Genomic DNA, 21,802 nt, shown 5'->3' on the forward strand with positions numbered 1-21,802 from the left:
CCCCGATGGATTGGGGAGGGAATTGGAAATTCAATTTCCACCCTTTATCAGGGGGGATTAAGGGGGGTAAATCCAACTTGTGTGTACACCGTAGCCTTATAAGGCGGAATAACTGACCACCTTGAACAAATTTAGCATCATTAATAGAGTGTGCTTGAACGTCAAACAAATACCGATAAATTAACATAGAAATTTTTTGATCGGGATGAAATAAATTTAAACTAATTGGAATTCAGTAAAGGCTATAAATGGTTGTTATATAAAAAATAAATAATTTTTTTTCATAAAAAAACCTCATATCTTGTTAGTATAAAAAAAATCAGTAGGGCTACTGATTTGTTGGCAATTTGAGTACAGTTAAACTTAATGTTGCCTAATGTATATCAGTTTGTGCTTTTAAAGTACACATACGCCTCTCTAATCTCTCCCTTGTTTTAATTGGAAGTTAGAGAGGAATTTCTTGGCTAGAAAAATCTTAAATCACTAATTAAGTAGGTAGGGAAGACAGCCCACCACTCGCTATTGTGCGGCATACCCCTACTAGTCCACCATATAAATTCTGATGGGTGAAACGATTTTTCCTCTCTCGCTCCGGTGCTAAAGGTTTGTGAATACAGACAGGTGCGCTGCTGCCTCGCGGGTAGGTAGAGCACAGGAGGCGGAGCCTCCCATAAGGCATTCCCAGGCTGAGCCTGGGAACGAGGTGGGGGGTGAGGCAAACTTAGACCACTAGTTTTGGAGGAAATTAAGCGGTTTTTAAATTCACCTTAACCACGATATCGTTAAAATCATTGTCACCACCACCTGGTAAATCTTCAAAACCAAAGCAGTTACTGCCTAACAAACGAATATGGTCTGTCTTATTTGAGTTAGCACCTAAGAAGGGCAAGTACACTGCAGGATCGTTCTTGGTATCACTATCTAAAAGCATTTCTGCTATGCCATCGGCAATAATCATTGGTGCAAAGATAGAACCTTTTTGGAAAACGCCTGAGAATGTTGCAGAACTTTGATTTTCTACTGATAGGTTAATGCCAGAAACACGCGCACTCATTGCGGCTTTGATATAACCTTCATCACCAGGCATCAAGTCTGATTTACCATCACCATTCATGTCGATACCACCTTTCTCATCAGCCATCTGATAGAAGCAGACGAAATTCTTGAACGCTGCTTCTCTGTGAACGGTAAACTCTGCTTTCACTTCCGTCTTGGCTGCTCGCAAATCAATGACTTCTCCACCTGATGTGCCTTGCAAACCCGTACCTAAAGGCATCTCTTCGTTTGATGCTTTAATCTTGATTTTCAGCTTTTGGAAGTCAGCACCGCCGCCCTCAAGTAATTCATCCCAATCTAGAGCGAACTCTCCATTTCCTAAGTCTGTGGTCTTTTGTGTTTTAGCATCAGCAAAGAGAACATTTTTAAAGGAAATCTTTCCAGACATGACACCATCAAGCGTACCGTCTTTAATCATGAAGAATTTTAGCTTTGCACCAGCTTTAAATTCCAAAAGACGTGTGATGTCAGAACTAAACCCTTTGGGAGCATTGGTAATGGACGAGAAAATCACTTGTGCTCTTGATAATGCAGCTTGGGCGTAACCTTCTGCATCAGGAGCAATACCGTCAATTGTTCCTTTGTCATCATCAACAACGCACACTCCTAACTCATTCACCAGTTTAGATGTGTGTCCATCAAGCTTAATATGGAGTTTGAGTTTGCCACTTTCAGAAGGATCTCCTAAAAGGAAAAGGTTGTTAGATACTATCTTTAAACTCAGTTTGACATTGACAGAACCACCAGTACTGCCAGAATCTGTAGCATCAGTAGCATCCTTAACAGTAATTCCAGCAGTGTCAGCCGTACTACTGAAAGCCGTTGCGTTAGTACTGCTTGTGATGTTAACGTTGCCACCATTAGTACCACTGGTTCGATCCCAAGCACGGAAGGTTAGAAGGTCACTAATTTGTCCGGTCGTTTCAGCTTTGGGTTGGAAATAGAGACGGGTATTGGTATCTGCAGCTAAGAGTAGAGCGTTGGACTCCGATATAGAACTCAAAGATGTCCACTTGTTACCGTTGTCGATGCTGTAGAACCAGCTGCCTTTGGTTGTATCAAGTTTAGTAATCGCAATACCTGTCAGTGCATCGGTATCTGCATCTTTAACATTGCCTTCCAATTTTACTAAGGAAGAAATTAAGGTACCAACTGCGCCTATTGGTGCGCTTGCACCTTTGATAACAGCACTGAGAGTCACATTGGTGTCACTTAAAATAGGTGCATCGTTAACGGGTTGTACGTTAAGTGTTGCCTTATATGCTACAGCGCTGTATTCTAAACCATCACTGACTTTAAACTGGAAGCTTGCGTAGTTAGTGCCACTAGCTTCTGCAATGGACTTAAATTTCAGCTTGGATATATCAGCTAGTGCGATCTTTTGGTCAACAGTAATAGCTTCTCCATCATCTTGGATACCATCGTTATCAGCATCCTGGAAAAACTGACCGACTAATGGCAGTTGAGTAATTTGTATTTCTTTTAACCTACCGCCATCATCACCATCATTATTACTATCACCTTCACTGTCATCATCATCATCATTACTGTCACCTTCTCCGCCATCATCGTCATCATCGTCGTCATCATCGTCGTCATCGTCATCATCGTCGTCGTCGTCGTCCCTATCGAGATCGCTAAAGCTAAAGTCATCCGCAGTAAAGGCATAAACGGTGTCTTCTTTAATGTCAATAGTTATGTCAGTGGCAGTAGGAGGAGTATTGTTCAGCACAATTTCCAAACCTGTAGAACCTCCTGCAATGTAAGCTTGGTTGTTGACTACAAACACACCTTTAGCCATACCAGTGGTTTGGTAAGTCCCAACAGATTTTGGAGCGACAGGATCGGTAACATCAAGGACTTGTACACCCATATTACCATCGGCAATGTAAGCTAAATTTCCGACAATACTGACGCCAAAAACGTTGTAAGAAGTATCAAAACTGCCTTTTAAAGTTGGCTTAGTCACATCGCTGACATCAACAATTTGCATTCCTGAATAGCCACCAGCAATGTAAGCGTAATTCCCTTCTACCTTGACCTCAAAAGCTGTGCTTGAGGTGTTGTAACTCCCTTTAAGAACAGGAAGATCGGGGTTGGTGATGTCGATAATTTGTAGAGTTGATATAAAGCTTGATTCAGAAAGAACGTAAGCATAATTCTCTTTTACAGTTACGTTTCTAATAGAGCCTTTGCCATGCTTGTAATTACCTCTAACAGTGAGCTTGCTTGAGTCACTGATATCAAAAATTTGCAGCCCAGAAATACCTCCAGCAACATAAACATAGTTGTCTTTAATGGCTATGTCTTCTGCAGTGTTACAAGAAGTCGAGTCGTTAAGCTTGGTAACGGGGTTTGTAGGATCGGTAAGATCGACGACTTGTAAACCTGAAGTATAGCTAGCAACATAAGCGTATTTTTCTTTAATCGCTACGCCTTTGACTTCGCTATCAGCTGAGAATTTATATTTCCCTTTAAAGGTAGGTTTCTTAGGATCGGCAACGTCAAGAATTTGTAAACCTAATTCACTATCAACTGTATAGGCGTAACTCCCTTCTACTGTAACTTTAGAGGTCATACTAGAAGAAGTAGTGCTGCTGTAACTACCTAGAGAAAACAAAGCCAGTACAGCAGGATATGCAGCCATAGCTTCTGCGGTAAATGCTAGTGGCGAATTAACAACACTACCTATATTAACTTTCAAATTCCAATTGCCACCTAAAGCAGCATTTCCGGTAGGACATGCAGTTGCTGCAATATTTGCTCCGCTTAATTGGTGAAGTTTGGTAATAAATTCTTCCCCGACATCACCTGCTGCTACATGACAACCATAAAGAAGCAGATTTGGAAGATGGGATGATGGAGAGAACCAATTCTGTAGTTGGTTAGAATAATTTTTTAAAGTATGAAGACTCAGTTCGCTATTTCCCAAGTAAAGGGTTCCAGGAGATCCATGGGAGACAATGTGAACGCTTTCGATTGGACTATTTTGGGATAATACTTGGGAAATTTGCTCGACTCCATCGCGATTTGAGTTAAGAACAATAGGTGTAATGTCTGGTAATAGTCCTTCTAATAAAATCTTGTAGTTATCTACAGCGCTGTCAATGAAGAGAATGCTTTTCATTTTTATCTATCCTGGAAACCACAATATAAGGTTATATATTTAAGTTGCCCAAGAAATTTTAAAACCTATCAGCTAAATAGTTTTTTTTTAGAAAATAAAATCGTAAATTTTTACAACGTCAAAAAACAAAAAAAATCTCATAAATATTGAATTTGGTTCAATATTTATGAGAAATATCGCATCTATACCAATACTGCAAGCTCTGAGAATATTGGTTTGTTGGGTTGAGGAATGAAACCTAACAAACCAAACACAATGTTGGGTTTCGTTCCTCAACCCAACCTACGTATTTTGATTTTTTAAGAGTTGATTTTTTTAGGAAAATGAATTCTCTTATACTACAAATTTGCTCCAACTAAATCAGGAAAGATAAATAGGAATGAGGGTTATAATAACTGGCAAGCGATCGCCGTAAAACTGACTTTGCTCTTGCCTAATTCACTCAGACGGCAATCCTTCAGGTAAGTTCCCTACTTGTATAAAATCTTCAAGTGGAGACGATCTGTTTGAAACGTCTCTACGAAAAAACTGGCTTGTTATGATTTCTGTAATGGCGCTGTAGCAGTAAAAAAGCGCCCAGTGTGAGAAACTCATACACTGAGCGCTGAAGGATACTTGAAAACTGCATTGATGCGACATTTCGCCCAGGAATATTTACAGTCTGTAAGGGGAGTTAGGGCGCTGCCTGACTTGATAATCTGTTAACGATCCTTGAAGAACTACAGTTCTCCCTCCTCTCCTTAAGGTAAGGATTTGTCCTTTTTGCACAGCCACATACAAAGCGCTCTGACTCATGCCTAAACGTCTTGCTGCTTCTGCCAGTGAAACACCGTGCTTTTGCATATTCTGTTGCCTTCCTTGCAATCCTAATTAGATTGCTATCTAATTAGATTATAGCAAATAGTGAAGAAACATTAAAGAAACTTAACATTTGCCCGAAAAATGATAAAAATCTTCTAAATTCTAAAGAAATTATTAAGTTTCTTTAGAAAATACTGATTAGATGAGAATCTAAATAGAAGCTTAAATTTTTCATTCAAACGGGGTTAGCTTATATAAAGACCCTGAATATAAAACAACTTAGCGCCTCTATAGCTTTTAGCTGTGGAGGTGTTAATCATAAGCAAAGGGGATTGAGTTTTAGATTCTTTATGAAAGAGGAATTTGAATCTTGAAGAAGGCAGCTATGCAGGAGGCAAAGGCATGACCTTGTTGCGGGGAGCAGAAGGAAAGAAAATATTTAAGGTGATGGTAAATTATGCTCTTTGAAAAGAGCGATTGCATTTCTGAAGTGAATTTTTTCTCTCAGTCTTGCTATGCTCTATATTGACCGCACGTTACGAGCTACCCAACCCTCCTGACTTTGTGCTAACTCAAATTTGACAGACGTACCAGCTGATATGGTGCGGTAACCTTCTCCTGGAATAGCAGTGAAGTTGAAGAAGACATCTTCACCACCGTCATTTCTGGCAATCGCGCCATTGCCCGTTTTGAGATCGAACCAACGGACAACACCTTGCACCACAGTTCGTCCATTAGCTCCCAATGGTGGTCCCCCATTCAACCATTCTTGCTGGGGAATGCGAACTTGTTTGGCTTCGTCGGTATCATAAGCTTCGTATCGGTAATCCGATCGCGTCTCCATAATTGTCCGCAAATCGTGCCGCAATTCTTCAAGTGTTGGTCTCCCGACAAAAAACCAACCATTGTAAATTTTGTAGATAGTTAAATCGGGATGCAAAATAAAGGTATAAGGTTGAGCGCGATAGGCATACTCGCCTTCCGTGCTATCCAAAATATTAATTTGCTTAATCAGTTCTCGTTTTTCGTCACACAGAAATGACCATTGCGCTCCCAATCCTGCCCGAAAAGCAGCTTGTACTAGAGGTGAGTCCACACTAATTGTTACCAATGAGCCGTAATTGACTGCCAATTCACTTTGAAATTGTACCAACTGGGAAAGTTGTTCTCGATCTCTCGGACAAAAGAAGCCTCGATAGAAGACAACAATCAACGGATAACCGTCAGTAAAACCCATGTGACGATCCATCAGGCTGGGCTGAGTGAAATCGGAAAGCTTTACCAGTTCGTTTTTGTGATTTGGCAGAAAGGCATCTATAAAGCGATCCCCTGGTTGTAAATTTGTGGGCATAAAGCCGCATCCATTCAAAGATTCTGAATATTAAGCGCTGCATCTTCCAAATTAGCTCGATCGCGCAACCTAGTCAGGCGATCGCTCTCGGAATTAACCCAGCACTTTGGCAAAGTGGGACAGCACTATTATAAAATTGCCAGGGCACAAGATGACCGTGCAGTGGAACCCAACCGCATCCGGAAATCCATTGGTGCGGAGACATCCTTTGCTGAAGATTTGAGCGATCGCGCTCCCGTAACTCGTGCTAGGATGTTTTGAATTATTAACTAAGTTTAGAAAAAACAGAATCGTTTGTGAAGATGTTACACAAACGACTTTCTATAAATGAGTAAAATGTACCTTATTCTTGAATTGGAAATAAATCAATAAATAAGTACGTTTTCCGAAATATTTTCCTATTTACTCTAATTTATCAGGCTATATAACGACCATACACATAGCCTGCGGCAAAACTTAGAGCTATGGCTGGTGTTATTCCACCACGTATATCTTGCAAATCCTCATAATCTGTCAATTCTTCAAGATAGCTTTCAGTGTTAAAGAGTAGTTCTGAACCCTTAACAGATAATTCAGACCTAGTAAAATTACTTTCGCTCGATTGTAATCCAGTTATTTCTATTCTAGCCATAATTTCTCCTTGTATTGTTTTGGTATGTGAAAGTACCAGAAGGTAACTAGTATCGTTACTTCAATATAATTTTTATCTTAGAAATACGAGCGAAAATTTGGGTGATAAATCAGAGGTTTATTTCTCAAATTTTTAAAAAATATTCAAAAAAATAATAAAATTTAATTTTTCTGTAATAACGAAATTTTTGGGACTACGTAGAACTATTAAAGTCAGAATAATAAATTTTAACTCCAAGTAATAATCTTAGTAAATCAATTATTAGTCAATGCTTAATTCGCAACATTTTTAGACTAGAATGAAACACTTTTGTCTAATAACAGTAAACCAAAAAGTTTTTCCCAAAGAGCAATTGCCTCCCGGACACTTCGCGAACGCTAATCGCGCTTACGTAAGTAAATGTAGCTCAAAATACCTGTAATCTAATGAATGCTTATGCTACTCTCTTAGGGTTCAAAAAATGAAATGATGAAAGTGGTCTGCAGGTTAAAGGATTGGAGATTAAAAAGTATCTTAGACTACAAAATGCTTGGCGATCGCTTGAGGTCAGGTTTACATCGGTCAGTGTTGTACAAGAAGGGTCAACTGGCATAAGACATAACAGTTCTTTTGACAATTGCAAAGCCATAACGGCTATGCTATGGTCGTGGGTTGAATCTTCACAGTGAATTCAGTAGAAAGACTGGTGACAATGAATAACAGAAGTACTTAATCTAAGAATCAAGATGACCGTCGCCTTGGCTGAAGTGGGAGCATCGCACGAGCACGGGCGATGCCTTACCACAGCGGTACAATTAACATGAAGATATCTAACCGATTCTGGACGTTAGGATGTAGTCCGTCTATAATGTTACTAGATTGATGTTTGGCAGACCGAAGCGGGGGCTAAAACCAGGGGGGTTCTGCCAAAAACGCCAGAACCTAGACAAGTTAATAGTTACAGCGTTTTGAAGTTTGGCCCTATTGATAGTATGTGTCAATAAGCGAGCCGGAAATGAGGTCATTTTTTCGTTCTGCCAAAACGGCTTGTAGAATCCTTGCTCTGTAAGGGTTTCAGATGGCGGCCTTGAAACTTAGCGATTCCCGGCAACGGGATTGAAACATAAAAATCAAACCGCATATATATAAAATATTTTACCTTGAAACTTAGCGATTCCCGGCAACGGGATTGAAACGGACAAGCGATCGATATAGAAGGAGGAGGAATTGAATTCTTGAAACTTAGCGATTCCCGGCAACGGGATTGAAACACTTGCTAGTGTTTCGTGGCCCCTGGTCAGTTTCAACTTGAAACTTAGCGATTCCCGGCAACGGGATTGAAACCAGATGCATTGTCAATCAATACGTGGAATTATATCCTTGAAACTTAGCGATTCCCGGCAACGGGATTGAAACAGAACCTACTTCTCCAATGCGAGTACCTGGTTTAACCTTGAAACTTAGCGATTCCCGGCAACGGGATTGAAACTCAAACTGAAAGCGCTCAGTCAATCTTGTCACTTTACCCAGGGGATGGCAGTAAAGTGGAAGCAGTTGATGGCAGTAAAAAAGCTTGAAATGCTGATGATGACGTTGAGCCTTCTGAGGCGATTATGACAATCACGGAAGCAGTGGATGGCAGTAAGTATAAGAATGGAAGCAGCAAAATGGCAGTAAGTATGTAATCAAATGACAAACAGCTAAAAGCGTTGCATAGCAATGGTTTTAAAGTTTTACATCATTGAGTATTGAGGCGATTCTAGTTGGGAGCATCCTAAAGACGGAAGCGTTGATGACAGATAAATGAGTACATAGTGGGCTGTTGTACTAAAATCCCATAGTACAAAAGCTTTAAGAATTATGGGATTTCTGGAGAAAAAGGTATGAATTAATACTCTATACGAAAAAGCTGGATAATAGTCTAAGCAAGGGTTTTATTGATTATAAGCCAAATTTTCTTTGAAGCAGTTGGTGGCAGCAAGTAGAAGAAAATTAATGGTTCTTAAATTTTCCAGGAAAAAGATTCGATTGAATAGAAGTATGCAATGAAGTAAAAATTGCGTACCGAGGTAGAAATGCTGACAGAATCAGAGTTTAATGAGTGGTCGGCATCAATTGAGTTGTCACCACAACAATATACAATGATTCAAACGATACGTAGTTCTCCACCGTCAAGACGGGTAAGGGGAAAGGTGGGAAATGTTGTCGGGCGATACCCAAGTAAAAAAATGGGTGTGGTGATTCAGTTCGAGTTATGTAATACATAATGTATACAACGGTGGCAACATAAGGCATTGACTGTTCTAATACTTCTTTAATTTCTTTTGTCACATCATAGCCCAACTCAAGAATTTCGTTACCAACCTTAATTAGCTGCCGACGTTGGTATTGAGCTAAAATCAAAAGTGCTGTGTGGTCTATATTTACTGTCGAGACTTTTCTATCCACCAATTTACTTAGCTGACTTCTACCGCCAACTTTAGTTAGCAGCTTCTGGTCATGAAGCCAGCTAGTTACTGTTAATAAATCAGTGGGTTGATTTTGGCGGTACAATTCTAAAATTGCTCGATAAATTTGCTGGTGAGCAGAAACATAGAATTTTTCTGGTGTCAAAATATCAACAATTTTGGCTAGAGCATCTGAATCTAATAAGCAACTAGCAAGTACGCTTTCTTCTGCTTCAATATTTTGTGGAGGTAATTTATCAGTCATCTGCTTTAACGTCAAATATAGTACTAATATTTACAAGTTCTTCTCGGGATGCAAACTCTCTATCCAATAGCGTGGCGTTTCTGGAAAAAATTTCTGGTTGTTTTGAAAGTTTTTCTGGCGAGTGGGAGTGCTGTAAATTATCGGTTTTTTTCCAACGTTCCTTGATTGCACTCGCTAACCACCCACCAGGGTTATCAATATTTATTCGCTCTTGTTCATATTTATAATACTCAATAGCGGCTAAAACAGCTAACTCTGTAGCAGCGTTGATTAATTTGGTTAAATTATTATTAAGTTTTATTCCGATTTTATCTAGTTCATATAATATACAGTCACTGACAATTTGTGATTTTTGAGTCAAGGGAATTACTTTACTATCATTTGTTGGTTGACTTACTGATTTTAAGCGATTTTCTAAAGTCTCTATAATTTCTTTTTGACGTTCAACTTGCTCAATTAAAGAATGAGTTCTATAAACTTGTCCTGAAGACAGCTTCATTTTTACGTTTAAGTTCCGCACGCTCTTTCTCTAATTCGTAAATCCGTTTTTTTAGGCGTTCAATCACTTGAGAATGAGCTTTGGCAGTAACAGGAGGTCGCACAGTTGGGCTTGATGGCATTGAGGACTGCTGGTTACGTAATTGAGCTATATGTGCTTTGAGTTCGGGATATTTATATAAATATGGAACACTAACATTGGCTTCTTTTGCAATAGTTTGGAAGTTGATTTTCGCCCCAATTTTTTGTAAGCGTTCAATGGCTTTATTCACTTTTTCTAATGTGTCTTGCTTCCGGGCTAATTGGGTAGCAGTAAGAGTTTTAATTCGAGCTTCTTTAGTGTTGGAATGACTCATACTTTCTCCTGTAAGCTAGCAATAATTTTGTCTATTTGGTCAGCTTGTCGCGCAAATTGCTCAACTAATACATCATGTCCCTGGATCAGGGCTGTTGATTCTTTCGCTCTCAGCAAGTCGCGAAGCTTGATGTAGGTATGTAATTTGTCAGCAGTAGCAACAAAATGGCTACAAGTGTAGCAAGCTCTAAATTTATTGCAGCGCTGGTCTAAAGGGAGTCCACAATAACCATAAATAGGAGTATTAATATGGTTGCCTTCTAACTCTAATTGATGAGCGCGTGGATTCTCCCAAAAGGACTTAGGCATCGATTCATAGTAAAGAGGTTTTCCCTCTATATTGAATAAGGCTTTTTGAATGTGCCCTGCTTCTTTTTCAATCAACTCACAACTAACATGAGTGTAGTAAGTGCTGGTAGTAGCTAGATGTCTATGTCCAGCCCATGCACTAACTATTGCTAAATCATGTCCCTGTTCAAATAGTTGAGTCAGACGAGTAGAGCGAAGTAGTTTAGGGCTGAAGGAAACTAGTTTTCCATTCTCATCCCTAATATCAAGAACACTGATAAGACAATTGATAGCTTTTTGTAGTGGACTCGGAATTAAGATTACTTTCTTTACAGGTTTCAGTTTTGGTTGAGATATGTCTGTTTGAGATACATTTTGATAGTGACAAAATAAATACTCCCATGATTCACCCCAGAGATTTTCAATATATTCTTGCTGTTCAAAAACAACTTTTGCAATTGTTCTGGTAATCGGAACTTCATGCCAGTCATTAGTTTTAGGACGTTGCCAAATAATTTTCCAATGTTCACCTTCTTGCACTAAACAATCTTTTTTTAAAAAAGCCAACTCACTACAACGCATGGCAGTAAACATCGCTATAATCCACATCCGAGCAATTGTGTCGGGAAGTTTATGTAGGTTAGATTCAATTTGTTCTCGAACAGTATTAGTTAAAGGGTCTGTATTCTGTTTATAATTTTTGGGGAAGTCAGTGTCACGAATAATATCTTGGCTGACATTAAATAAGTTTCTTTGGTTGCCAAACATAAAAAAGCTTCGTAAATCGCCTAATCTATCTTTGATAGAACTTTTTCCTACTTTTTTACTTTTTAACCAATCTACAAAGTCAAAAACAGTTTCTCGGTTGATTTGAGAAATATTGGTGATATTTTTCTCGTCAAGATAATGAGAAAATTTTCGCAATCCCACTAAACGCTGTTGAATACCTGAGTCGGATTTTTGAGATTTACATAAATGGTGAATATATTGCTTGGCTAAATGGATAAACCAATCCATAGCTAATGAATCAAAGTTAACAATATATTGAGAGCGCTTAATCACCTGTTTTGGGTTAATTGCCCTTAAATCCCACAAATTATCATCAAAGTTAAATGGCTTGACAGGGGGTAAACTTCCAGAAAAGCGGCTAATATTACTATTGCTGATATCAATCGATTCAAATGTAGAAGCTTTACAAACTTGACAAATAAACTCTTGTTTACTGGAGTTACGTCCAATTGGAAATACACTTCTAGCATTACAAGCGGGGTTGGGACAAGCAAATTCTCCTACGCTGTAATCTCGACGCCAATTTATTTTTGATTTGAGTTCATAAGTTTTTAATGTATAAAATTGGCTTTCATGTTTCCCACACTTAGGACAGCGAAAAAGTTGTTTATTTTTATATTTTCCAGCTAAATTCATACCGGGAAGTGAACAAGCAGGACACATGAATTCTTTGAGGTAATCTTGTTTCCAGTTAATTTCTACCATTAGTTACCTTTAACCCTTTAATTCTCACTGACAAATTCTGAAAATCTATTTCTAAACCTTGTTTTTGTTTAACCATCCCCAATTGGTCGGCCAGCTTAAGTTCTGATTCTACTTGCTTTAAATCTTCTACTAAATTAGGTAAATCATCAGTCGAAGTTCGCCAATGTTCACATCGCCAACAAGCATTGACTGTTTGACAAGGCGATTTGATTACTGGACGATGACACTCACCATACTGTGTTGTAATTTGGTACATCTTACGGCGCATCAATTCTGTAATAGCATTCTGAGGTTGATGTTCCAAAACTACTTGACCTGATATATCGACATACTTTTTTGATTTCATTAACTCTTCATATTCGTTACTCAAAACTTGTTTGAGAAGATGTTTATAATGTCGCTGCATATCAGGGGAACGATGTCTAAGATATTTTTGAATAATTAAATCTCTGATGCCTGCATTTGTAAGAACTGTACCAACTGTACGACGGAACTGATGTGAAGCAAAATGCCAAATTTCACCATTATTTGAAGTAATTTTAGATTCGGAAGCCAACTTATTCAACCATTGGTTAAAAGTACTTAAACTCATCACTCTTGGCGCTGGCATAAAACCATGTCTATTGCCTCGATTACTACAAAATAATTGCTCGTAGTCGTTTTTAAAGTGATGTCTTATATATTTTTGTTGCTCTTTGATAATAATTGCCAACTCTGGAATAATTGGCATCTCGTCAATAGTTCTATATTTTTCAGTTGTAAAACGCAAACGCCATTGTGTACCTCGTTTTCTCAAACAATCAAGAGGTAAGTTGAGAAGCTCCCCGACTCTGATTCCTGTGGTTTTAATAATTATTACCATCCTTTGTATGGGTTCTGGAAGAAAATGTAGATTCTGTTCTAATTGATTCCAAACTTCTTCAGGAATATATTCAATCTCATCATTTTTCGGACCTCTCATTGGCAAACGTTTTCCTTGAAACCAGTATGTACTAACATCTAACCATCCTGATAATCGACAAACATCAAAAAAATCACCCAAAGTTATATAGTGGCATGAAATTGTTCTTTTAGCTAAGTTAAGAGTCTGTAGGTAATCGTCAAACTCTTGAAAAATTTGAGGGTTAATTTGCTCAGATGTCTCAACTGATTTTTGAGTTAAAAATCTAGAAAATCTGTTCAAATGACTGATTTTATGCGCGAGATATTGAGGGGTTAAGTTTTGACGAGTTTTTGTTAGTATGTAAAATTTTACTAGTATTTTTAACCAATCTGGCAGGAGGTTTTCAAAGTTTAATGTTAATTTTTTACTATGTGGGTTAACTCTTAGTCCCAAATCATCAATTGTGTGCCAAAGATCCTTTTTTAGTAAAGGGTTAGCTAAAAGTAATTTCGCCTCTTGATTCTGAACAAAAAATTGATAATCCGATAACGGCTCAAGTTCATTCACCTTTTTCTTCCTCAATCTCAATCACTTTTAACAAATCGTTCTCATCAATTATGTGAGAATAAATATCTAAGGTGGTCTGTACTGAAGTGTGCCCTAACAGATATTTTACTCTATCAACATTCATGCCTGCTTTCAAGATTCGCGTAGCGAACGAATGCCTCATTAGGTGTGGATAAACTTTAATTCCTGTCTTTTTTGACAATCGAGAAAACATGGTGTTGAGTACCCTCAAATTCATCGGTGCGCCGATATTTCCTGACCAAATGTTGACAAATACGTAATCAGAATTTTTATCGGGATATTCATGAATTAGGTAATCGTTGTAAAGAATCAATAACTCTTTTGGGACAGGAATAACTCTTTCTTGACCTTTTACTCTTGCTCCATTAGAGTGATTTTGACGTTGTACTACTTGAATTGTATGGTCGTCAAAGTCTCCGATATCTTCATGACATAATCCTAAAAGCTCTCCTTTTCTCATTCCCGTACTATTGAGCATTAATATAATTAGTTTGTCTCGTAATCGATGACAATTATTTACCAAGGTTTTTATTTGTTCATCCATTAAACAACCAGGAAATATCTTCGGCTCTTTGAGCTTGACCAATTTCTGGCGGGTTGGCTTGGATTTAGCGATTCCTTGTAGAAGTCCTTTTCGAGTTGTTCCCTTTGTAATTATCCATTGGTCAAAATGCTTAGAGTCAATAGTTTTATTCGCTAAATGGTATTCATAAAAGTTAGTGACGACGGTAATAACGATGTTAATGCTTCTCTGTGTCCGTTTAGCTTGAACTGCTTGCAACCTGACAATTTTACTGGGTTCTCCCACGTGCAGAAAGTAGGCAAAATCTTCTAGGTCAGAAAGCTCAACATTAACCCAGTCAAGGTTCTTCAGTGCTAGAAACTCCCACCAAGCTTTTAGTGCGTAGCCGTATGTCTCAACTGTATTGGGAGATTTAGAACTGGTGAGATAGGTTAGGTACCGTTGAACAGGTTCAACCACTTGATAGTCTTCATCCAACATCACCCATACAGTTTGTTCTGTGTAAGGGTCAATTCCTTTTTGAAGTGAAAGTCTCATTTTTACGTTGTATAGGAAATCATATAGCATGACTTTAACTTAATACGACGTTCTCAAAAAAGCTCCTAAATTTTGTTGTTGTTGACTTTTTCTTTGTATTACTTTATTCGAGAGTCACCGCAACGAATTGGCATTGATATATGAGATGGAATATGACCCGGATGTATTGGAATATTACGACCAACCCCCAAAAATCAAGCTGCAATACTCTTGTTTAAATGGAAGACAAATAGGAGTACTACATACACCAGACTTTTTTGTAATTAGGAGTAAGAGTGCAGGGTGGTCAGAATGTAAAACAGCATCAGAACTGGAAGTTTTAGCATCAAAAATGCCCGCTCGTTACCAGTTAGATAGTAATGGGAAATGGCGATGCCCTCCTGGAGAAGAATTTGCCAAAAATTTAGGATTCTATTATATTATTTGGTCAGAGAAAGAAATTCATTGGAAAAAGCAAAGAAATCTCTATTTTTTATCAGATTATTTAGGAGTTAATCTAGAAGTACCAACAGGAGATATAGTAGAAGTCATTCAAATAATTTCCAGAAGTCCGGGCATAAAATTATCAGAGTTACTAGAAAAAGGGATTAATGCGGACTCGATCTATAAATTAATAGCAGACCAGACAGTATTTGTTGACTTAGAATCATTTTCTCTGAGTACAGAGCCAGAAAGAATAGGTGTGTTTATAAACAGAGAAACTGCCAATGCGTTAAGCCTATGCAAGAATGATGAAGCATGGAGTCCAAGAAAAGTTGTGGATTTAAGTCATGTTGGAGCAAGTGGGATATGGGATGGGCAGATATGGCACGTAATAAATATAGGAGAAACAAATATATCATTACTGTCAGAGTCGTCACAAATAATTTCATTACCAAATCAAGAATGGATAAAACTAATTGAGCAAGATAAATTTCAAGCCTTATGCGATAGTCAAATATCAAAAGATATATATGAATATTTAAAATATGCATCAGTTGATGATTGTAGAGAAGCGTCAAGACGTTATTTAGTTATATCTGGTTACTTACAAGGTGAAAAAGCAGATTTTACAGAAGTACCAGAGAGAACTTTTTACCGATGGGTAAGAAGTTGGCGGGTTGCGGAAGAGCAATATGGATGTGGATATTTAGGATTGTTGCCCAAGCAAAGAAAGAAGAATCCGAGCTATAAAAGTGAGAACCCAGAAGATATAAAAGATTTTCAAAGAGTATTAAAAAGTTTTTCAGTTGCAATGCCAATACCTGAAACTCCTGATTTGGAAAAACGCTGGGATTACTTTTATGAGCGGAGTATTGGCTGTGTAGGAATAGTTAAAGATTGGCTCACACAGTCCCTGAGAAAAGCTTTATCTGAATCCTCAAACTCTTTAAGTGAAAAGCACTTACAAACTTATGCACCTGCCGTCTCTAAATCTGTGCGAATGTTAACGGAAGCAATTGAGGGCGAGAATATTTTATTGTCTGGCGAGAATCAAGTAGAAAAACTCCGTTCATCTTTAGGCTTAGTAGTTAGTTCTAGCCAAAATCTAAATATTCATGCTCAACCAAGTAATCAGAATTTATCCACAAGTGCAGAAGGCAAAAATCAGAAAAAGAAACGTCGTCCTGGTGAGCGGAATTTGAACAGGGATATTGTTGGAGGAGGTGAAAATGCTCTTTAATCAATTGAATTTACAGTGGCCGGAGTTGATCCAACAATTAAATGTGCCACAACGTAGTCATTTATATCCGTTACAACCATTATTATTAGGCACACCACTAACTGAAAGTTTTACCAGCTACATCACACGTTTAGCTGCAGTTCATCAAGTTCCTACAGGAATCTTACTGGCTCAGGAATTAGCTCCTTTCATTAGCCGTTACCCCGGACCGAATCCAGATAGTTTATCCCAGAGATTTTTTCACATCTTTTTTAACCAGACAGGTGCATGGAACGGAACTGGAACTATGGCACTTGAACCTGTATTAGTCTTACAAAAACTCACTCAACAACCCAACTTAAAATATTTAACATTAATCTCCTGGTCACCCGTTTTATCAACGAGAAATTTATTACGTAAATATAAAGCTTGGTGTCCATTATGTTACTCGGAATCTAGCCAGAAAGGACTGCCGATATACGAACCATTAATTTGGTGTGTATCCGCAGTTAAAATTTGTCCAATACACAAATATCCCTTGATGAATTCTTGTCCAAATTGCGGTCACAATATTTATGTATTGGCTTGGAATACTAAAAATGGATTTTGTTGTAGATGCCATTCCTGGTTAGGCATAAGTTGTTCAACGATTGAATCGCACCTTTTGAGGTGCCAAGATATAGAATGGCAAAACTTTATTGCACAACAGCTTGGTTCATTAATCGCTCAAGCTCCCTATTTAATTGAACCACCTTTGCGAGAATATGTAGCTCTTGCTATAGATAAGTGTATTGAAGTTGCGACTCAAGGTAATGCTAAAGCTTTTGCAGAACAAATGTATTTAAGTTCAACTGTCCCAAGAGATTGGCGTCTTGGTAACGCATTACCCCAACTCGATAAACTCTTACGTGTATGCTACCGACTATCTATCTCTTTAATTGATATTTATTTAGGTAAACTCAATCTGGATAATCCTATAGTTTTTAAAGAATTACCATTATCCGAACAATACTTTAAAACTAATCGTCCATTTGATGCTCCCAAGGTACGAGAATTTTTAGAGCAGCATCAAGAATCAAACCCACCTCAGTCTTTAAAGCAGCTTGCATTTCAACTTGGCTATGACTCAAAAGATTTGTACAGATACTTTCCTGATTTATGCTCCGAAATCTCCGCAGGTTACAAATTACACAATAAAATCTTTGGAAAACATTGTGTATAATATTTACTATCTTCCATGTTTTTCTACTTTGCTGACAAAATGGAAGCACATCATGGCAGTGCCCTTGTGGAAGCACATCGTGGCAGTTACTGCCATCAAGTGGTTCAAGTTACAAATCTGATTCTACAACTTGAAACTTAGCGATTCCCAGCAACGGGATTGAAACTTCATAAAAATTGAGCATTGAGGCGTTGCTTGCATACTGAAAAAGGAAGCAACAATGACAGTCAAATGAGTACAAGATTACTAAACGCCGGAAACTATATAGTACAAGAGATGAAAAAAATCTCAAAGTTTCTGAGAAGAATGTAAGAATTGATACAGGAAATTAAAGAGTTAAATGTTAGTCCAGGTGAGGGGTTGAGCGATTCTAAGCCAAATTGAATGGAAGCAGTTGGTGGCAGTAAGTAGAAGAAAATGAACGCTACTGACGTTTTTCGGGAAAAACAGTTGCTGAAATGTCTAGATGCAATTTAAGTAAAAAGCTCATACCCAAGTGGTAATGGAGACAGATTTTGATTTAAGTAAATGGATTGACCAGCTAGGTTGGTCATGAAAACGGTATAAAAGACTTGAATCAATACGGTGTTTTCTCCTTAAGTGTGGTAGCAAGGAAAAGGGTAAGCTTTTGTTGCAAGATGATATTCAAGTCAAGCAAAGCTATTGCGATCGCCAGTTGTCAGAGTGATAAACTAGACAACAAGTCTGATAGAAAATCTGGTGTATAATAGTAGTCATCTTCTGGAATTTTCTACTTTTCTTCCTGGGTGGAAGCACATCGTAGCAGTGCCCTTGTTGAAGCACATCGTGGCAGTTACTGCCATCATCTCGTTCAAGTTACAACGAGTCGAGCGCTTATCGCACAGCCGTAACTCGTGCCAGAATATATGGAAAACTATTTTTTGGCAATAGGTTAAGAGAGTACAATACTAAGCCTAGAAGCGCGAGTTGAGCAGACTTATGAAGATTATATTAGGTGCAGATTTCTATGGATTTGACCTCAAAGAAGTTATCAAAGAGTATCTGTTGGATAAAGGAATAGAAGTTGAAGATATGGGGGTAAGCGATCGCACGATGGAGATCCCTTACTACGAGACGGCAGCTTTAGTTGCTCAAAGAATAGGGAACCAACAAGCCGCTTGGGGAATTTTGGTTTGTGGCACTGGTATGGGAATGGCGATTATTGCCAATAAATATCCTGGGGTTTATGCAGCTGTATGCGAGAACAGCAACGCGGCGGAAAAATCGCGTTCTATCAATAACTCTAATGTTCTCACTTTAGGAGGTTTGATTACCAAGCCTGAAGTCGCTAAAGAAATCGTAGATACCTGGTTAACAACTGAATTTACGCAGGGATGGGAGCCAGCTATTCAAGAATGGTTACAAAACTCAATGAAGGATATTTCCCAGCTGGAGAAACAGCAGTTTGAGAGAGAATAAACATTCAAAAGCAAACTGAAGCTTTTCAATTGAATTCGTCAGGCAAGCGTTGGAGTGCGATCGCTGCACCGATTGTGGTATGAGAAAACTCTCAATTCACTTTCTTTTTTAAATACCGTTTTCGTCCATATATGCTTTAATGCCTGCATCTAAATCTTGCAACGCTGCTTCCATACTTGAGTAGCTTGCCTTACCTTCCACCGACTGTTGGAATTTGAGAATAACTCAGATCCAAAAACGACTCTACTCATCACAATACTACAAGGGATAGCTTTTTTTTCTCCTGGGTGGATGGATAATTCAGTATGGTTCTCGTTGCCTGCTATGCGATCGCTCAGTTGGTCTTTGAGTTATTGTAGCGATCGCTTGAAATAAAGATTGCACAGAGTTTGCCTTGATGTGCTGCAAATTGTACTCGTTCGAGGACTGGGCATAGTTTATGGTTATTCCTACTATAAACTTTAGATTTTTGTAATCCCGATCGAGCAAAGGAAAAGCTTCATGTTTAATTACGCACATCCTGAAGTACTTGTTGATACTCAATGGGTTGCTGAGCAATTGAGCAACCCCAATGTATGCTTGATTGAAGGGGGTATCAATCCTGATACCTACAAGAACGGACACATTCCCGGTGCAATATTTTGGAACGCGTTCACCGAACTCATGCTTCCTGACGATCGCACTAATTTCGATCCGGCTTGTATAGAAAGATTGCTCGGGCGTTCTGGTATAACCAACAACAGCACTGTGATTGTGTATGGGGAACACCCTGCGATTGGAGCCGCCCTCTTCTGGTTATTGAAAGTTTTCGGTCATCAAGATGTGCGCGTCCTGAACGGCGATCGCCAGAAATGGGTAGCAGAAGGAGGTTTACTGACAACGGAGCAGCCAACAGTGACACCAACTCAATACTCGGTGCAAACCGTTGATGTAGATTTGCGGGTGATTTATGAGGATGTACGCCAAGCCATGGACAGGAAAGATTGCGTGTTAATTGATGTGCGATCGCCTCAAGAGTATAGCGGGGAATGGTTCAACATTAAACCTCCGGTAGGAGACGAACGTACAGGACACATTCCTGGTGCGATACATATCCCCTATGAACTTGCTTTAAATGAGGATGGAACGTTCAAATCAGTTGAGGAATTGCTGGCGCTTTATCACAGTAAAGGTATTACTGTAGATAAGGAAGCGATCGCATATTGTGCTGTTGGAGCGCGATCGGCACACACTTGCTTTGTTTTAAAGTACTTATTGGGCTATCCGCATGTGCGGAATTATTATGGTTCGTGGAATGAATGGAGCCGATTTCCTGATGCGCCTATTGAGAAAAATAGCGTTCGTTAGAGTCCAACAACAAGCTGAGTGCTGTTGTGGACTGATTTTTGCGCTGCGAAATTGAAAAAAATAAACTTTTGCTGATAAATTATGTTAGACTGTCAATCGAGAAAAACAAGGCTCATGGTGAACCCCAGAGGTGAAGTGCTTTCACCTCCGCCAGTTGATAACAGGGATAAAAGTCGTTTACCACAGCCAATGTTTACAGTGAGATGTTGACTCACTTTTCACCAGCCCTCTACAGGTTTGCTTCTACCAAACGTTGCAGCAGAATTGTTAAGCTGTTCCACATCTAAATTAGCATGCAGTGGAAGGGTAAGGTGCCCTTTTCACAGAGTTTTGTCATGCAAAGTGAATGTGTATAGCTTAATCCCTGCTGAATCCAAACGAACAAATCTCTAAGAGGAAGGATTCATGGCATCAAACTTGACATTTGAACAGCAGGTCATTGAACTTACGAACCAAGAACGCACCAAGAAAGGGCTTAAACCTCTGAAAGCAAATGCCGAGCTAAATTATGTTGCAGACAAATATGCTGAAGATATGTCCAACGGTAAATTCTTTAGCCACACAGCACCAGATGGCTCAAAACCGTGGGACAGACTAAAGGCAATAGGCTATGAAGCTCAAAGAGTAGGCGAGAACATCGCCAAAGGTCAACGAACACCACAACAGGTTGTTCAAGGTTGGATGAACAGCAGTGGACACAGAGCGAATATCCTTAACGCTAACTTTACCGAAATTGGCACTGGTTTTTTTAACAATCACTGGGTCCAAAATTTTGGAAGTGGCGATCGCAACCCTATTAGCAGAATACCAGGCTCTTCACAGATTGCATCTAACTCAACACCGGAATCTGTCGTCCCTACAACCCAGTCTGTGATGGGTTACACAGCATTCGTTAAAAATGTCTCTAACCCAGACCAAGAAAGTCGTAGTGACACAGACTACCACAAGGGTGATTGGCTGCTTAATGGTGGTCTAAATAGGCTCCCATCAGAGGGCGATGGAAGATTTGATGGCTCGATCATCAGTCAGGTTGAAAATGCTGATTTGATTGAACAAGTTGTACTTGACAATAAACACAATCTAGGCTTTTCCACACCTTTTGAAACACCACCAAGCTTTGCTGCTAGCATTCCCTTTACGGAAATTCAAAATACAGGGGATTGGTTTGCACAAGAACCAGTTAGCTTAGGGTTGACGTAATAGACATACAGAGCAGGAGTAGGTTGGGTTGAGGTACGAAACCCAACAAATCAACCACCGTCTCATACCAAATTCGTTTCGATTACCCCCCTTAATCCCCCCTTATAGTTTCGATTACCCCACTTAAT

The 21,802-nt window shown here is 38.9% G+C and carries 17 protein-coding genes and 1 CRISPR repeat array; of the genes, 6 read left to right on the top strand and 11 right to left on the bottom strand.

Annotation, left to right across the window (positions count from 1 at the left end):
* Nucleotides 1-745 precede the first annotated feature (745 nt).
* The 3 genes from F7734_RS51785 to F7734_RS51795 form a co-directional block, all read right to left on the bottom strand.
* The gene (locus tag F7734_RS51785) at nucleotides 746-4,183 is read right to left on the bottom strand and encodes a DUF4347 domain-containing protein (protein WP_155752069.1); all 3,438 of its coding nucleotides are present in this window, start codon (nucleotides 4,181-4,183) and stop codon (nucleotides 746-748) included.
* A 654-nt stretch (nucleotides 4,184-4,837) separates the two neighbouring features.
* Nucleotides 4,838-5,026 (bottom strand): DNA-binding protein, encoded by a 189-nt coding sequence (locus F7734_RS51790; protein WP_155752070.1) that lies wholly within the window; start codon nucleotides 5,024-5,026, stop codon nucleotides 4,838-4,840.
* 478 nt (nucleotides 5,027-5,504) lie between these two features.
* Entirely contained in the window at nucleotides 5,505-6,335 is an 831-nt protein-coding gene (locus F7734_RS51795) for a cold shock domain-containing protein (protein ID WP_155752071.1), read from the bottom strand.
* Between the two features lie 114 nt (nucleotides 6,336-6,449).
* Between F7734_RS51795 and F7734_RS51800 the strand changes: the two genes are divergently transcribed.
* The gene (locus F7734_RS51800; protein ID WP_243147541.1) at nucleotides 6,450-6,596 is read left to right on the top strand and encodes a hypothetical protein; all 147 of its coding nucleotides are present in this window, start codon (nucleotides 6,450-6,452) and stop codon (nucleotides 6,594-6,596) included.
* A gap of 154 nt (nucleotides 6,597-6,750) precedes the next feature.
* Here F7734_RS51800 and F7734_RS51805 read toward each other — a convergent pair whose 3' ends face one another.
* From F7734_RS51805 to F7734_RS51830, 7 genes are all read right to left on the bottom strand, one after another.
* The gene (locus F7734_RS51805; protein ID WP_155752072.1) at nucleotides 6,751-6,966 is read right to left on the bottom strand and encodes a hypothetical protein; all 216 of its coding nucleotides are present in this window, start codon (nucleotides 6,964-6,966) and stop codon (nucleotides 6,751-6,753) included.
* A 1,065-nt stretch (nucleotides 6,967-8,031) separates the two neighbouring features.
* A CRISPR array of direct repeats spans nucleotides 8,032-8,434; the repeat unit is 37 nt; unit sequence CTTGAAACTTAGCGATTCCCGGCAACGGGATTGAAAC.
* 605 nt (nucleotides 8,435-9,039) lie between these two features.
* The gene (locus tag F7734_RS51810) at nucleotides 9,040-9,657 is read right to left on the bottom strand and encodes a DnaB-like helicase N-terminal domain-containing protein (RefSeq protein ID WP_243147542.1); all 618 of its coding nucleotides are present in this window, start codon (nucleotides 9,655-9,657) and stop codon (nucleotides 9,040-9,042) included.
* Entirely contained in the window at nucleotides 9,650-10,156 is a 507-nt protein-coding gene (locus F7734_RS62605) for a hypothetical protein (protein ID WP_207714411.1), read from the bottom strand. The genes F7734_RS51810 and F7734_RS62605 overlap by 8 nt, the downstream gene beginning before the upstream one ends.
* Nucleotides 10,128-10,511, bottom strand: a complete 384-nt coding sequence (locus F7734_RS62610) for a DUF6262 family protein (protein ID WP_207714412.1) — start codon at nucleotides 10,509-10,511, stop codon at nucleotides 10,128-10,130. Before F7734_RS62610 ends, F7734_RS62605 begins: the two co-directional genes overlap by 29 nt.
* A complete protein-coding gene (locus F7734_RS51820; protein ID WP_155752073.1) occupies nucleotides 10,508-12,292 on the bottom strand; it encodes a site-specific integrase in 1,785 nt (594 codons plus the stop codon). Before F7734_RS51820 ends, F7734_RS62610 begins: the two co-directional genes overlap by 4 nt.
* A complete protein-coding gene (locus tag F7734_RS64680) occupies nucleotides 12,279-13,742 on the bottom strand; it encodes a tyrosine-type recombinase/integrase (protein ID WP_166482691.1) in 1,464 nt (487 codons plus the stop codon). Before F7734_RS64680 ends, F7734_RS51820 begins: the two co-directional genes overlap by 14 nt.
* Entirely contained in the window at nucleotides 13,735-14,823 is a 1,089-nt protein-coding gene (locus F7734_RS51830) for a tyrosine-type recombinase/integrase (RefSeq protein WP_155752075.1), read from the bottom strand. The genes F7734_RS64680 and F7734_RS51830 overlap by 8 nt, the downstream gene beginning before the upstream one ends.
* A 145-nt stretch (nucleotides 14,824-14,968) precedes the next feature.
* Here F7734_RS51830 and F7734_RS51835 point away from each other — a divergent pair, with 145 nt between their 5' ends.
* From F7734_RS51835 to F7734_RS51845, 3 genes are all read left to right on the top strand, one after another.
* Nucleotides 14,969-16,486, top strand: a complete 1,518-nt coding sequence (locus tag F7734_RS51835) for a TnsA endonuclease N-terminal domain-containing protein (protein ID WP_155752076.1) — start codon at nucleotides 14,969-14,971, stop codon at nucleotides 16,484-16,486.
* Nucleotides 16,476-17,687, top strand: coding sequence for a TniQ family protein (locus F7734_RS51840; RefSeq protein ID WP_155752077.1), 1,212 nt, complete (start codon nucleotides 16,476-16,478; stop codon nucleotides 17,685-17,687). Before F7734_RS51835 ends, F7734_RS51840 begins: the two co-directional genes overlap by 11 nt.
* Nucleotides 17,688-18,647: 960 nt before the next feature.
* Nucleotides 18,648-19,127 (top strand): RpiB/LacA/LacB family sugar-phosphate isomerase, encoded by a 480-nt coding sequence (locus tag F7734_RS51845; RefSeq protein WP_155752078.1) that lies wholly within the window; start codon nucleotides 18,648-18,650, stop codon nucleotides 19,125-19,127.
* A gap of 300 nt (nucleotides 19,128-19,427) precedes the next feature.
* Here F7734_RS51845 and F7734_RS51850 read toward each other — a convergent pair whose 3' ends face one another.
* On the bottom strand, nucleotides 19,428-19,646 hold the full coding sequence (locus tag F7734_RS51850; protein WP_155752079.1) for a hypothetical protein: 219 nt from the start codon (nucleotides 19,644-19,646) through the stop codon (nucleotides 19,428-19,430).
* Between F7734_RS51850 and F7734_RS51855 the strand changes: the two genes are divergently transcribed.
* Nucleotides 19,629-20,474 (top strand): sulfurtransferase, encoded by an 846-nt coding sequence (locus F7734_RS51855; RefSeq protein ID WP_155752080.1) that lies wholly within the window; start codon nucleotides 19,629-19,631, stop codon nucleotides 20,472-20,474. The two genes, F7734_RS51850 and F7734_RS51855, sit on opposite strands and share 18 nt — an antisense overlap.
* Nucleotides 20,475-20,879: 405 nt before the next feature.
* Entirely contained in the window at nucleotides 20,880-21,674 is a 795-nt protein-coding gene (locus F7734_RS51860) for a CAP domain-containing protein (RefSeq protein ID WP_155752081.1), read from the top strand.
* Nucleotides 21,675-21,802 lie beyond the last annotated feature (128 nt).

The organism is Scytonema sp. UIC 10036 (genome assembly GCF_009725235.1).

Coding starts and splice junctions, on each gene's coding strand:
- F7734_RS51785 (WP_155752069.1), bottom strand. CDS start 4,183: ATGAAAAGCATTCTCTTCATTGACAGCGCTGTAGATAACTACAAGATT.
- F7734_RS62605 (WP_207714411.1), bottom strand. CDS start 10,156: ATGAAGCTGTCTTCAGGACAAGTTTATAGAACTCATTCTTTAATTGAG.
- F7734_RS51845 (WP_155752078.1), top strand. CDS start 18,648: ATGAAGATTATATTAGGTGCAGATTTCTATGGATTTGACCTCAAAGAA.
- F7734_RS51805 (WP_155752072.1), bottom strand. CDS start 6,966: ATGGCTAGAATAGAAATAACTGGATTACAATCGAGCGAAAGTAATTTT.
- F7734_RS51830 (WP_155752075.1), bottom strand. CDS start 14,823: ATGAGACTTTCACTTCAAAAAGGAATTGACCCTTACACAGAACAAACT.
- F7734_RS51810 (WP_243147542.1), bottom strand. CDS start 9,657: ATGACTGATAAATTACCTCCACAAAATATTGAAGCAGAAGAAAGCGTA.
- F7734_RS51860 (WP_155752081.1), top strand. CDS start 20,880: ATGGCATCAAACTTGACATTTGAACAGCAGGTCATTGAACTTACGAAC.
- F7734_RS51790 (WP_155752070.1), bottom strand. CDS start 5,026: ATGCAAAAGCACGGTGTTTCACTGGCAGAAGCAGCAAGACGTTTAGGC.
- F7734_RS51835 (WP_155752076.1), top strand. CDS start 14,969: ATGGAATATGACCCGGATGTATTGGAATATTACGACCAACCCCCAAAA.
- F7734_RS51795 (WP_155752071.1), bottom strand. CDS start 6,335: ATGCCCACAAATTTACAACCAGGGGATCGCTTTATAGATGCCTTTCTG.
- F7734_RS51850 (WP_155752079.1), bottom strand. CDS start 19,646: ATGTGCGTAATTAAACATGAAGCTTTTCCTTTGCTCGATCGGGATTAC.
- F7734_RS62610 (WP_207714412.1), bottom strand. CDS start 10,511: ATGAGTCATTCCAACACTAAAGAAGCTCGAATTAAAACTCTTACTGCT.
- F7734_RS51855 (WP_155752080.1), top strand. CDS start 19,629: ATGTTTAATTACGCACATCCTGAAGTACTTGTTGATACTCAATGGGTT.
- F7734_RS51820 (WP_155752073.1), bottom strand. CDS start 12,292: ATGGTAGAAATTAACTGGAAACAAGATTACCTCAAAGAATTCATGTGT.
- F7734_RS51840 (WP_155752077.1), top strand. CDS start 16,476: ATGCTCTTTAATCAATTGAATTTACAGTGGCCGGAGTTGATCCAACAA.